9 protein-coding genes are annotated in these 13,705 nt (G+C 52.6%); 7 read left to right on the forward strand and 2 right to left on the reverse strand.

Annotated elements, in window-relative coordinates; all coding sequences use genetic code 11:
• The first annotated feature begins 285 nt into the window (after positions 1-285).
• Together glpK and RIC05_RS07800 are read left to right on the forward strand one after the other, a co-directional pair.
• On the forward strand, positions 286-1,782 hold the full coding sequence (gene glpK / locus RIC05_RS07795) for a glycerol kinase GlpK (RefSeq protein ID WP_350046618.1): 1,497 nt from the start codon (positions 286-288) through the stop codon (positions 1,780-1,782).
• Between the two features lie 164 nt (positions 1,783-1,946).
• Complete coding sequence (locus RIC05_RS07800) at positions 1,947-2,888, forward strand: AEC family transporter (protein WP_350040794.1); 942 nt, start codon at positions 1,947-1,949, stop codon at positions 2,886-2,888.
• A gap of 6 nt (positions 2,889-2,894) precedes the next feature.
• On the opposite strand, the gene RIC05_RS07805 is transcribed toward RIC05_RS07800, so the two are convergent.
• On the reverse strand, positions 2,895-4,976 hold the full coding sequence (locus tag RIC05_RS07805) for a bi-domain-containing oxidoreductase (RefSeq protein ID WP_350046619.1): 2,082 nt from the start codon (positions 4,974-4,976) through the stop codon (positions 2,895-2,897).
• A gap of 138 nt (positions 4,977-5,114) precedes the next feature.
• Between RIC05_RS07805 and RIC05_RS07810 the strand changes: the two genes are divergently transcribed.
• The 5 genes from RIC05_RS07810 (at position 5,115) to RIC05_RS07830 (ending at position 12,040) form a co-directional block, all read left to right on the forward strand.
• The gene (locus tag RIC05_RS07810; protein WP_350046620.1) at positions 5,115-7,547 is read left to right on the forward strand and encodes a glycosyltransferase; all 2,433 of its coding nucleotides are present in this window, start codon (positions 5,115-5,117) and stop codon (positions 7,545-7,547) included.
• 213 nt (positions 7,548-7,760) lie between these two features.
• Complete coding sequence (locus RIC05_RS07815; RefSeq protein ID WP_350040791.1) at positions 7,761-8,657, forward strand: dihydrodipicolinate synthase family protein; 897 nt, start codon at positions 7,761-7,763, stop codon at positions 8,655-8,657.
• Positions 8,658-8,831: 174 nt separating this feature from the next.
• Positions 8,832-10,115, forward strand: a complete 1,284-nt coding sequence (locus tag RIC05_RS07820; protein WP_350046621.1) for an NAD(P)/FAD-dependent oxidoreductase — start codon at positions 8,832-8,834, stop codon at positions 10,113-10,115.
• Positions 10,116-10,143: 28 nt separating this feature from the next.
• Positions 10,144-11,145 carry a 4-hydroxyproline epimerase gene (locus RIC05_RS07825; RefSeq protein ID WP_350046622.1) on the forward strand — a complete coding sequence of 334 codons (1,002 nt, stop codon included), beginning with the start codon at positions 10,144-10,146 and terminating at the stop codon, positions 11,143-11,145.
• Between the two features lie 214 nt (positions 11,146-11,359).
• Positions 11,360-12,040, forward strand: a complete 681-nt coding sequence (locus RIC05_RS07830; protein WP_350040788.1) for a GntR family transcriptional regulator — start codon at positions 11,360-11,362, stop codon at positions 12,038-12,040.
• 107 nt (positions 12,041-12,147) lie between these two features.
• On the opposite strand, the gene RIC05_RS07835 is transcribed toward RIC05_RS07830, so the two are convergent.
• Positions 12,148-13,227, reverse strand: coding sequence for a proline racemase family protein (locus tag RIC05_RS07835; protein WP_350046623.1), 1,080 nt, complete (start codon positions 13,225-13,227; stop codon positions 12,148-12,150).
• Positions 13,228-13,705: the final 478 nt, after the last annotated feature.

Below are 13,705 nucleotides of genomic sequence, written 5' to 3' on the forward strand. Positions count from 1 at the left end.
GGAAAAAGATGCCGGTTAAAATTGAAACTCCTGCGTTAAGATGCAAACCCTGTGCCGCTATTAACGGGCAGTTTTTACCCAAGCGGGACTGTCTGGATTGGCGGGCGAAACAGTCACTTTGCGAGAAAAATGCAAAAAATTTTCGAAAACGAATTGTTTTTTGGGTAAATTGTTTTCTAAATAGAGCGATAAAACCATCGGTCCTGCCGCAAAGGCAGGCCGTACCGCATGACTTCATGCAGGGTCGTACGGCAGGAAAACTGCCGGCTCGGGAGGAAAATGAACATGACCGATACGCGTTACATCCTTGCCATTGATCAGGGAACGACAAGCTCACGTGCGATAGTTTTTGATGAAAACGGTCGTTCCGTTTCCGTCGCGCAGCAGGAATTCCCACAGCATTTCCCCAATAGTGGCTGGGTCGAACATGATCCCGAAGATCTTTGGAGTACTGTGGTCGCCGTCTGCAAAGAGGCGCTCGCACGGGTTGATATCAAACAGGTCGCAGCCATTGGCATTACCAACCAACGTGAAACCACGGTTGTGTGGGATCGTAAAACCGGCAAGGCGGTCTATAACGCCATTGTCTGGCAGGACCGCCGCACCGCATCGCTGTGCCATGATCTTAAAAAACGCGATCCGTCGCTTGAAGATGCGGTGAATGCAAGATCGGGTCTTTTGATTGATCCGTATTTTTCCGCCACCAAGGTCGCGTGGATTTTGGATCATGTATCAGGCGCACGTGCCCGGGCAGAGCAGGGCGATCTTGCCTTTGGCACGGTGGACAGTTTCCTGTTGTGGCGTTTGACCGGCGGCAAATCTCATGCGACCGATGCCACCAATGCAGCCCGCACCAACCTTTTCAATATTCGTGAAAATGCTTGGGACGACACACTGTGTGACATCTTCCGCGTACCACGCAATATGCTGCCGGAGGTCAAAGACTGTGCAGCTGATTTCGGTGTTACCGATGCGGACCTGTTTGGCGCAGAAATTCCGGTTCTTGGCATGGCGGGTGATCAGCAGGCGGCGGCATTTGGTCAGTGCTGCTTAAAACCGGGCGATATCAAAAGTACCTATGGTACGGGCTGCTTTGTGATCCTTAATACCGGTGATGAGGCCGTTACATCCCAGCATCGCTTATTAACCACCATTGGCTATCGCTTGAATGGTAAAACCAGCTACGCGATCGAAGGGGCGATTTTTGTTGCGGGTGCGGCAGTGCAATGGTTGCGTGACGGGCTTGGCATTATCAAATCGGCTGCCGAAACCGAAGGTCTGGCCAAATCATTGGATGACAATCACGGGGTTTATCTGGTTCCGGCCTTTACCGGGCTTGGCGCGCCATATTGGGATCCGGATGCCCGTGGGGCGATCTTTGGCCTGACCCGTGATACCGGGCCGCGTGAATTCGTCCGTGCCGCCCTTGAAAGTGTTTGTTACCAGACATTCGATCTGTTTGAAGCCATGGCGGCAGACGGTGTGTCACCAAAAGCCGTTCGGGTGGATGGTGGCATGGTCTCAAACGACTGGCTGTGTCAGATGCTTTCAGACGTTTTGGGCATTTCCGTTGAACGCCCGGAAGTCACCGAAACAACCGCCCTTGGTGCGGCCTATCTTGCCGGTTTGCAGGCCGGTATTTACCGCGATCTCGATCATATTGCTGAAAACTGGCACCTAGATGCCAGCTTCGAGCCCAAGATCGAAGACGGGCGTCGGGCCGGTCTTTTGGCCGGGTGGAAAAACGCTGTGAAGCGGGTTCAAACCGACCCGGGTAATTGATCTGCATAGCAGCCTTGCCCCGGATTTGGGTCGTAAGGCTGGTAAGTCCCTAAATTGCTTTGTAGTATTTCAGGACAGCATCATTGGTGCTGTCCTTTCTTTTTGCACGATAATTCGGGTTTGGGCCCTTATCGTGCCTTGCAGTGCATTATGCCGGGGGAAGCATGCTTGATCTGATCGTCGGAAAAGTTGGACCTGTCTTTTTGACGATCCTGTGTGGTTTCCTTTTAATCTATTTCAAGGTGATTTCCCGCGAAGGCATCCCGTTCCTTGCCAAAATTGCGATGAATGCCTTTATCCCGGCGATGCTGTTTCAGACCTTGTCGAAATCCGATATCAGCGCGCATTTCGATTTGCGCCTGTGGGGAAGCTATTACACCGGCATTCTTTTGAACTTCGCATTGGTGTTTTTTGTTGCCCGCGCATGGCTTAAGGCCAAAACCGACGAGGCCGCCATTACTGCCATGGGCGGGGTGTTTTCCAACATTGTTTTGCTGGGCATTCCCTTGGTTCAGGCGGTGTATGGCGAAGAAGGTCTGGTGCCGCTTTTAATTGTTCTCTCGATCCATCCATTGACCCTGATGGGCCTTACGATCCTGATTGTCGAAGGAACCCGCAGTGGCGATGGTCATTGGCTGCCCAAAGTTCTGCGCAGCGTTGTGCGCGTGGTTAAAAACCCGATCATCATTGCCATTGTTCTGGGTGTTCTGGCCTCGCTTTCGGGTCTTCGCATGCCCGAAATGGTCGATGGCACGTTAGAGCGCTTTAAAACCGCAGGTCCGACCATCGCGTTGTTGCTTGTCGGGGCCGGGCTTTATGGTCAGTCGGTGCGCGGTAATCTAAGTGCCAGCTTGTTGTGCACGGTTGCCAAGATGTTTGTTCAGCCGCTTCTGGTATTTTCGGTCGGGCATTTTATCTTTGACTTGCCGCCGCTTTGGTTGACGATTGTCACATTGGTTGCAGCCCTTCCATCCGGGGCCAATGTCGCGATTTTGGCGGGCAGCTATAATATCTGCATTGATCGGTCATCAACGACCATTCTGATCACGACGATTGTCAGTATATTGACCCTGCCATTGCTGGTTTTGTATGCCGGACCACATTAATCAACGCTAGCTGTTTGCGGCCTCAAGAATACTAGCCATCAACCTGATCTCATCAGTCAGGCTGGGTGTCAGCGGATGCGGAGAACTTGATGTGATCGCATTGGCAAAGGCATCAATTGCTGCCTTTTGACCTTTGTCTTGGCCAAACCAGCTGCGCATGACAATGCGACCATTGATCTGAAGTTTCCGCCAATCCGTGAGCTTGGCATCAAAACCGGGCGCATTGATTTCAAGGATTTCTTTTGCGCAACGCCGATTGGTCAAAAGATAACTTACCTCGCCGGTTGATCCATCACTGAAACGCAGCTGCCAGATGCTGTCCCCGATCTTGCGATCCAACCAGTTGCAGGTAATTTCATTGATATCGCGTTCGATCAGGCTTTGGATCAGATCAATGAAATGACTGATCTCGCCAAGTGTTCGACCGCCTTGACCGGGCTGGTGAAGCCAGTGATTGGCAGGAAGCGGGGAAAACCGAACCCGATAGCGAAAATGTTTCGGCCCATCAGGTAGGCTTGCTCGCAATGCTGTGCTCATCGGGGCATAACGGCGGTTATGGCCAAGCATGAAGACGCTGTTTTCTGGTGTTCGCGCATTTTGGTCGCGAAGCATCTCAAGACCCGCCTGATCAACTGCAATCGGTTTTTCCAGCCAGACATTCTTGCACGACGCAAGTGCCATCGCAGCCAGTTCCGCGTGGCTGTCATGGCGGGTGGTGATCATGACGCTATTTACATTCGGATCATCAATGACATCCCGTGCAGAGGATGTAGCTTTGGCAGAAGGAACCTTCCGCGCCAACGCCATGGCGGAAATACCATTTTGCGAGCAACAAGAAACAATGTCGATATCATCACGCTTGTTCAGGTGGGGCAGTAAACTGCCGCCAAGGTAATTACCAGCACCAATCAGGCCGAGTTTAAGTGCGGTGTTTGACGGGATTAGTGTTTTCTGCGCTGCCTTCTGTTCCGTTGGTTGCGGGGTTGCTGTGTCGTAGCGGACGATGCATGCCAAGTGATCGGGAAGGGGGCCTTTGGTGAAATGATCGGCTATGTCGGTAAATGCGATTTCGCTTGTGATCAGGGCGCTTGGATCAAGCCTGCCATCGGCCATTAGATCAAGGGCGGCTTGCATGTTACGCTTGATCGTCCAGCGGACATGGCCAATCGGGTAATCTTGCCCAAACTCTTCATATCCCGGATCATAGCGCCCCGGTCCATAAGATCGCACTTGCCGGATCGTAACTTCCTTGGCGTAAAGCGGGGAACGCTCGGCATTGATCGCCACATCCCCAACGCAAACAATAAGTGCCCGATCGCGGCATAGCCGTGTCGCAGCATCAATCAGACGGTTTGCACCTTTGGCCGGGGCGCAAATATAAACAGCATCAAATGTATTTTCGGCTAATTCAGATGTTTCGCCAAAACAGGCATGTGCGCCGTTTTGTAGCGCGGTGTTACGGCGAAATGCGTCGGGTTCAATGATTTCGACATGGGCCCCTGCGACGTTTGCAACTTCGCTAACCAGTTGTCCGATCAAGCCAGCACCAATGATTACAACCCGATCCCCAATCGCAGTTTCACCCTGACGCATGGCATGGAGTGCCAAGGCATACAGGGTGGCAAAGGCGGCCTTTTGGTCACTCACTGTCTCGGGTATGGGGCAGGCTAAATTGATCGGAACTGTGTTCCATTCGGCGTGATTGGCATGACCCATGCCCGCAATGGCAACCCTTTGCCCGACAGAAAACCCGTCGGCGTTTTCACCAGTGGCGTGAATGATGCCTGAACCGCAATAGCCCATTGGTAAAGGCTGATGAAGGCGACTATTAACGCGATCAAGTGTGCGCGTTGCACCCTCAGACCCAAGGGTACGCAATGTCAATGCGACAAGGTCCGGGCGTTGCCACGCCTTTTCAATGAGCGATGCGGTGGTTTGTCTGACTTGGGAGAATTCTGTACCCGGACTGATCAGGCTATAGCTGGTGCGGACAAGAATTGCGTTTTTGGTCGGCGACGGAATAGGGCAACCGACGAGGGCGATTTTGCGTTCCCCCGGAAAGCGTAAAAGAGCTTTCATATCCGTCATGATCGTCCCTTGGTCATAATAGGTTGAAGATTGTTGCGACAATTAAACCACATGCCCAGCATGCAGGTCGATCCATGATTGACGTGGGCGCAGTCCACGTTTAGCAAGATGGCAGACTTCAATATGGAACCATAGATCATGCAACAAACTGTCCCGACGCGGCATTGGCGCGACACGATGCTTGGCCTTGCCGCCATCCTGTTTGGCATTTCTGCACCGCTGTTTTTCTTTGGGCGGACGGCCTTGGGTATCGGGTTAGCGCTTTCTTTGATTCTTGCCGTTGCCTCGGCAGACCATGGTGAAGCATGGCGTAAAATGCGCTCCGACATTACTGGGCCAATCGGGCTTGTTGTCGGTTTGGCGCTTGTTGTTTTCCTTGTCTCGGCAAGTCTTTCCGTCGTTCCTGCGAAATCGCTTGGGACGTGGGCGGCACGTTTTTCAATGATTGCCGGTATCTGGTACCTGATGCGGCTTATCGCCCCGAAGGCGCGATTGGCTTGGGATGCCTGTATTTATGCAACCTGGATTCTCGCAGCATATTGTGTGATTTCAATTTTGGTTTATCCGGAGCTTCTTTCTTTGAAAGCGCTGCGTGAACCGGAATTTGATTTTGACATTACACGTCGCCTCAAACCTGTCGGAAGCTTCCTGATTTTTGGCGCAATGATACTCATTTCAGATGTAATTGACCAAAAAGGGATGAGAAAATATGCCTCGTTGGCGGTTGTTATCTCTATCCTGCCAATACTCGAAGTTTCGCAAGGACGGGCCAACGTGGCAGCAATTCTGGCAGCGGCATGTGCTGTTGGTTTTTGCATCATCTTGCTCATTAAACACCGTGCGCTAAAGCTTGGTGTTTTGGTTGGGATAGCAGGGACGATTGGCGTTGCTCTGTTTTGGCTAAGCAGTCTGACGCAGAGCACTATAGAGCTGCGTGATTTCGTCACTTATCTTCCAACGGTGCTTGTCGATGTTCATCGTCAAATGATCTGGCAGTTTACGTTCAGCCATGTTTTTGATCATCCCTTGATTGGTTATGGCATCAATGCAGCACCTTGGGTGCCGGGTGCAAATGATCTGGCAGGCAGTTCAACTCAATCTGTTTTACCTGGGCATCCCCATAGCTGGTTCATGGAGATTTGGCTCGAAACAGGCCTTATTGGGCTTGTTACAATGGTGTCATTGGTCGCGCTGTTAGCGGTAACGGCCATCAAGGATGTGTGTCGCAATGGCATAAACGTGGCTGGCCTCACACTCGCAATGTTGGCGGCTTACTGGTTTGCCGGACTGTTTAACTATTCTTTCTGGACGTCATGGTGGTTTGGCGTCTTCATGCTGTCGCTTTCTTTGGCCTTCTTGCGCCGGGAAATGTTGGTCAAAGAAAACTCATTGCCGGGAAAGTTCAAAGCGCAGACGCGTCGTAAGACCATGATCGTCTGCGCCGAAGACTGGTCTTTTGTTTCTCATCGCATTGGACTTGGACGTGCAGCACTGGTGCGCGGCGATGATGTGGTGGTTGCGTGTAATGTTGGCCCTGTGACGGAAGGCCTTCGCAAAGAAGGTTTCCGGGTGGTCAATCTGCCAATTACGCGTGGTGGCCTAAGCCCGCTCAAATCGCTAAAAACGGTGAAGGCCTTGGCGTGTTTGATCCGGCGCGAAAACCCTGATGTGATCGTCAATGTTGCCATTCAATGCGTGGTCCTGTCGGTGTTTGCCGGGGTTCTGGTCGGGGCGAAACGATCGGTTAATATGGTCACCGGTCTTGGTTTCCTGTTTGTTTCAGGTGGGGCAAAGGTAAAACTGGTCCGCACGATCGTCTCGCTGATCCTGCGGGCCTATGCGCGGTTTGGCTCGGTCAATGTGATTGTGCAAAATCAGGACGATCATGCACTTATGACCAAGCTTGGCTTCAAGCCGGATCGGCTGGCGCTGATCCGGGGATCGGGGGTGGACATTTCAACATTCGCGCCAGCTCAGAAAACCGTGTCAGAACCCAAAACCGCGATTTTTGTTGCCCGTATGCTGTGGTCCAAAGGATTGGCGGAGCTGATCGAAGCATCACGGATCCTGAAATCACGCGGACGCACCTATCGGATCGTTTTGGTCGGGGATGCTGATCTTGCCAATCCTGACAGTGCCACCGAAGCGGACCTTGTCAAATGGCAGCAGGACGGTTTGGTCGAATGGCTTGGCAAGCGAGATGATGTTGCCAAACTGTTGCGCGATGCCGATTTGGCCGTGCTGCCATCTTGGCGCGAAGGCCTGCCCAAGGCGTTGCTAGAAGCCGCCGCATCCGGGCTTGCCATGGTTGCAACCGATGTGCCGGGTTGCCGCGAAATTGTCAGGCCAACCGAAAATGGTCTTTTGGTGCCGCTCCGTGACGGGAATGCTTTGGCCGATGCCATAGAAGAATTGATGGAAGATGATGACAAGCGTGCCAGATTTGGCACAGCAGCCCGCCAACTGGTTGAACGTGAACTGTGCGACAGCGTCATCATCACCCGGACACTGGCCTTTGTGACCGGGGACCAACCGGCAATCCGTCTTCGCACGCTACCATTTCGGGCATGACGGCCTGATTTTTCGGATCACAAGCGGTGAGAGAACGTCAATCAAAGGGCCCGGTTTCGGGCCCTTTTCTTTTTGTTGAAAAATCCCGTTGCACCCGCTTTTTATATTTTGTATACAATATACATGAATTGCATATGGTCCTTTGGACAAAGGGCATTTGAACATTAAAGGCGCAGTCAAATTCACTGCGCAGTATCAGGAGGTTGCTTTCCCATGCAGGTAAACTGGACTGGCGTTTTCCCCGCCGTTGCGACACAGATGAACGAAGACGGTTCTATCGATTTTGATATGACCGCCGAACAGATCGAAGCTTTGATTGATGCGGGCGTTGATGGTTTGGTCATGTTGGGCTCGGTCGGTGAAAACACCGCACTTGAGCCTGATGAAAAGATCGCCGTCCTGAAACTTGCTGTCGAAATCACCAAGGGCCGCATCCCGGTTCTTTCCGGTGTTGCCGAATTCTCGACCCAGGCTGCCATCCGCTACGTCAAGACCTGCGAAGAACTTGGCGCTGATGGCCTGATGTTGCTGCCGGGTATGGTCTATACCGCCGATCCGCGCGAAAATATTGAACATTTCCGCACCGTTGCCGGTGCGACCAAACTCCCGATCATGATCTATAACAATCCCGGTGCGTATCGCATCGATATTAAACCGGAAGAATTCAATCAGCTTGCTGATGTTGAAAATCTGGTCGCGATTAAGGAAAGCTCCGGCGATCCGCGCCGCATCACCGACATTTATAATGCCTGTGGCGACCGCTTTGTTCTGTTCTGTGGCATGGATGACCTTGTCATGGAAACGCAGGTTCTTGGTGCGGTTGGCTGGATTTCCGGTTTCACCGATGCCTTCCCGAAAGAATCAGTCGCCCTTTGGAAACTGCTGTCGGAAGGCAAATACAAAGAGGCCCTGACGATTTATCGCTGGTTTACGCCAATTCTGCACATGGATGTGCATGCCAAACTGGTTCAGTACATCAAACTGGCACAGGAAATGACAGGCGTTGGCAAACCACACGTTCGTGCGCCGCGTCTGGCCCTTGTTGGTGAAGAACTTGAAACCATCAAAGCGACCATTCAGAAAGCCATCGATACGCGCCCGTCGGTCTAACGCCTGACACAAAGCCTGCAATCATCGCTCCCGCCACAAAACCATGATTGCATTGGTAGCGTATTTGATGGAACAGTGAGCTCCTCCGTGAAATATCACGGGGGAGTTTCCTGATATCTTGCAGATCGTTACCGCCAAAAGCCAACGCACCCCCCAAAAAAGTCGAGGCCCGATATGTCCCAAGCAAAACCAAAATCCAAAAGCCAGACACCAACCGCCCATAAGGTCGTTGTCATCGGTGCCGGGATTGTCGGGGTGAATTTGGCACTCGCCCTTCAGGGCAGGGGATATGACGTCACGATTCTGGATCGCGGCGAACCGGGCATGGGGGCGTCTTTTGGTAATGCTGGCGGCATTGCCGTGACGGAATGTGCGCCCATCGCAATGCCCGGAACCATGATGAATGTGCCGGGCTGGTTGATGGACCCGCTTGGTCCCTTATCCGTGCGATGGCGTTATCTGCCCAGAATGATGCCCTGGCTTTTGCGGTTTGTCGCATCAAGTTCCAAAAGCCGGGTTGAACAGATTGCAGTCGAACTGGCAGCCCTTCTTAACCGTGCTTGGGATGACTATGATCCCGTGATCGCAAAGGCGGGGCTTGCCGACGCTGTGTTTAAAAAAGAAGGTGCCATCGCGGTTTACCGCTCGGACGCATCGCGGCGTGGTGCGGATTACGAAATCGATCTTCGCCGTCGCAACGGGATAAAAATCCGTGATCTGACCCGCGATGAAGTCCGCGATCTTGAACCCGATCTTGCACCGATCTTTGCCTGTGGTGTTATGGAAGAAGACTGGGGCCGCGTTCTTGATCCCTATAAAATCGTCATGGGGCTTTATAAATGCTTCCTTGATCAGGGCGGTACGTTTGAAACAGCCAACGTCACCGATTTCGTGTATCGGGACGGCAAACCCCGTGCCGCAATGACGACATCCGGCGACCAGATCACGTTTGACAGTGTTGTTGTTGCCTGCGGGGCATGGTCAAAAACACTGGCGAAACGCCTTGGCTCGCCCGTGCCACTTGATACCGAACGTGGCTATAACACGACCGTGCCCTATCATGATGCCAAACTCTCGCGCATGGTGATCTGTGCCGATGACAGCTTTGTCATGACCCCGATGGAAATGGGCATTCGCGTTGGCGGTGCGGTGGAACTTGGCGGTTTGATCGCTCCACCTAATTATGAGCGCGCCAAGGCCCTGTTTGCCAAGGGCAAGGAAGCACTGCCAAAGCTTAACGCCGAAGGCGGCACGGAATGGATGGGCTTTCGGCCGTCAATGCCGGATTCAAAACCGGTCATTTCCAAAAGTCCGAAACATCAAAATGTCTTCTTCTCATTTGGTCACGGGCATCTTGGCCTGACCATGGCGGCGACAACCGGGCGGTTGATTTCTGATCTTGTCGCGGGATCAGAAACACCGATCAATATGACGCCTTACCGTATCAATCGTTTCTAAGTTTTGACTTTTAAAGTTCAGGTTCCCGATGGCGAAAAACAGTTTCTTTTGTGTAGATGGACATACTTGCGGTAATCCGGTGCGTCTGGTTGCCGGTGGCGGGCCAAAGCTTAAAGGTGCGACCATGCTGCAAAAGCGTGCGCACTTTTTGGCTGATTTTGACTGGATCAGAACCGGTCTGATGTTTGAGCCGCGCGGGCATGACATCATGTCGGGCTCGATCCTGTATGATCCGACATCCGATGATTACGATGTTGCCGTGCTGTTCATTGAAACGTCCGGCTGCCTGCCGATGTGTGGTCACGGCACGATTGGCACGGTGACCATGGCGATTGAAGAAGGTCTGGTAACCCCCAAGGTTCCGGGGCGGTTGTGCCTTGAAACCCCGGCGGGTCTGGTGATTGCCGAATATAAGCAGGTCGGGGATTATGTTGAATCGGTCAAGCTGACCAACGTTCCGTCTTTCCTCTATAAAACCGATATCGAAGTTGATTGCCCGGACCTTGGTCCGATCAAGGTTGATGTTGCCTATGGCGGCAATTTCTATGCAATTGTCGATCCACAGGAAAACTTCTCGGACATGGCAGATTTCACCGCCGGTGATCTGCAACGCATCAGCCCGGAACTCCGCCGTCGTCTGAACGCACAAAATGAATTTATCCATCCGCTGCATCCTGACATTAAGGGATTGTCGCATATTCAATGGACGGGCAAACCGACCCAGCCAAACAGCACCCATCGCAATGCGGTGTTTTATGGTGATAAGGGGATTGATCGATCCCCATGTGGGACCGGCTCATCAGCCCGATTGGCACAGCTTGTCGCCAAAGGTCTTTGGGACCCGGCCGATGAGCTGGTTCATGAGAGCATCATCGGATCTCAATTCCGCGTTTCCGTGGTCGAAAAAACCACAGTCGGTGACTATGACGCGGTGGTGCCCGGGATTGAAGGATGGGCGCGCAAGCACGGCTATAACACCATCTTTATTGACGACCGCGATCCCTATGCGCACGGCTTCATTGTGACCTGATGCGCAGATAATCAGAAGAATGCACAAGGGGGATTCAAGGGGGCTTTATGCCCCCTTTGTCGTATATCGGGTCTGTGGCCAAGATTATACTATATGCAATTATATTGCGACTTGGCTGATGCACGGTTATGACTATTTCCAGACCGATGTTTCGGTTTGAATGAATAGTTTTCCCGGCTGCAATAAGACCGGGTAACACAATAAAAGAGCTGAAATGACTGCATCACCGCGATTTACCCGCCGCACAATCACCGATCAGGTGACCGAAGACCTTCGGGCACGCATTCTATCTGGCGATTTCCCCGCAGGCTTCCAGTTGCGCCAGGATGCCATCGCCGGTGAATATAATGTGTCCCGTATTCCGGTGCGCGAGGCCCTGCAACGACTGGATGCTGAAGGACTTGTTTCTTTTGAGCCCCATAAGGGCGCGATTGTCTCTCATCTTTCGATCGATGAAATCGAAGAACTGTTTGAAGTTCGCAAACTGCTTGAATGTGAATTGCTGCGCTATGCCGTGCCGCGCTTGACCCCGGCGGATCTCAAATCGGTCGAAGATATCCTGCTGGTCTATGATGAAGCTTTCCGGTCAGGTGATGTCTCGAAATGGGGGGAGCTTAACCGCGAATTCCATGATCGATTGTACCGTGCATCGAACCGTCCCAAGACGCTCGAAATTGTTCGCATGATCGGCAACAACACGGTGCGCTTCACCCAGGCACAGCTTGCCCTGTCAGGGGCGACAGACCGGGCCGAACGCGAACATCATCAGATTTTTGAGGCCTGCAAGGCCGGCAATGTCGATGAGGCAGTCGACCTTCTTGCCGACCACATTCAAAGCTCTGCCGATAGCTTGATGGACTGCTTGCGCAAGGCCCGCGAAGAAACCGCGTCCTGAACCGCACAACACATTTGATCAGAAATCATGATCAGAATTAAAGGGATGCACAAGGTGGCATCCCTTTTTGGTTTCTAATCTGAAGTCTAACGGTTGGCGCGATTGCGCTACCCGACACTAAAGCCGCGCCCGACTTCATCGCCACCTTCATGCCAGAACCGGGCCGTGCCACTGTAATGGGCTTGGCCTGTGACCGATGCAATGATGGCCTGATGCGGTCCGCATGTCGTGGTGCTGGCGACCGATCCTTCAAAGCTTGATCCGATGATACTGTCAAACTGTCGGGTTTGGTTTGGTGCGATCAGTCCTTTGGCGTGCTGAATGGCAAGCCTCGCACTGACCCCGGATCCGGTCGGGCTGCGATCTACCTGATTTTTGGCAAACACACATATATTACGTGTTGGATTATCCTCGTATGCATCCTTGCCGTCGGTCAGGATCGCGCCATACAAAAAGGCCAGATCATTATGATCAGGATGCGTAAGCGCGATGCTGGCATTAACCGCCGCACAAATATCCTCGGCAAGGATGGTAAGCTTTCCGACATTCGTTGGGGTGATCTCAAGCCCGAACTGCCCGGCATCAAGGATGGCATAAAATGCCCCGCCATATCCGATATCGGTTTTGAAACGGTGTCCGTCCGAAAGCTGCAATTCAAGATCGGCGGCAAACATAAAGGATGGCACCGAGGCAAAGCGTACTTTGCCCGTCTTGCCATCTTTAACCTCAACCTCTGCCCGCACCATGCCGCACGGGCATTCGATATTGACCTGTGTGATCGGTTCAACCGCCGGGACCAGCCCGTAATCAATCGCATAACGGCCAAGGGCAAGGATCGCATGCCCGCACATGGTGGAATAGCCTTCATTATGAATGAACAGCACCGCAAGATCGGCGCCTGCAAGGCTGGGTTCGACCAGGACGGCGCCATACATATCGTAATGGCCACGTGGCTCGAACATCAGGAACCGGCGCAGATGATCAAGATTGGTTTTGGCATAGCGGCGTTTGGCCAGAATGTCCTTGCCCGGAATGTCGGGATAGCCCGCTGTGACTATGCGCAACGGCTCGCCGCCGGTATGCATATCAATGACCTCAATCGGGCTCGCTTGATCGGGATAGATCAGGGGCATTTGCGAATCATCATTGGGGTTTTTCACGGATTTGTCGTGGGGCAGGTCGGACATTGGCGGTCTCGTCATGAAATTTCACGGATTTAACGATAAGTGATTCTGTCTTTGGCAGGGATATTAAAGGTGGCGGGCGAACATCTTAGCCTGATTATCGCGCAGAGCAATCATGCCGGGCGGGAATTTTGGGTCGAAACGACCCTTGCGGGTCATAAAAGTGAAACCTATATGTGGTTTCGCGCAAAAATTTTGCGTAACAGCATTTCTGTCATTTTTTTGCAAAAAGGTGTTTGACAGTTTTGGGAGTGGGGCCTATAACCCGCCTCCACCGACGGGGTGCGGCGCTGCGGAGCGGCGACGCGGACTTGAGGTTCCGGAGCTACGGTTTCGGTAAAGTTCTTTGACATTGTTGATCAGTAGGAAGGGATGCGCGGGCAGCGTTATGGCGCAAAAGTCTGTGCATCCTGGAGACGACGGACCGATTGGTTTGGATTGAGGCTTCGGCTTTGATTGAGATTAATTGGTTTGTGGTAAC

The sequence above is a fragment of the Thalassospira sp. genome, assembly GCF_040218635.1.
In the GTDB taxonomy this organism is placed as follows: Bacteria; Pseudomonadota; Alphaproteobacteria; order Rhodospirillales; family Thalassospiraceae; genus Thalassospira.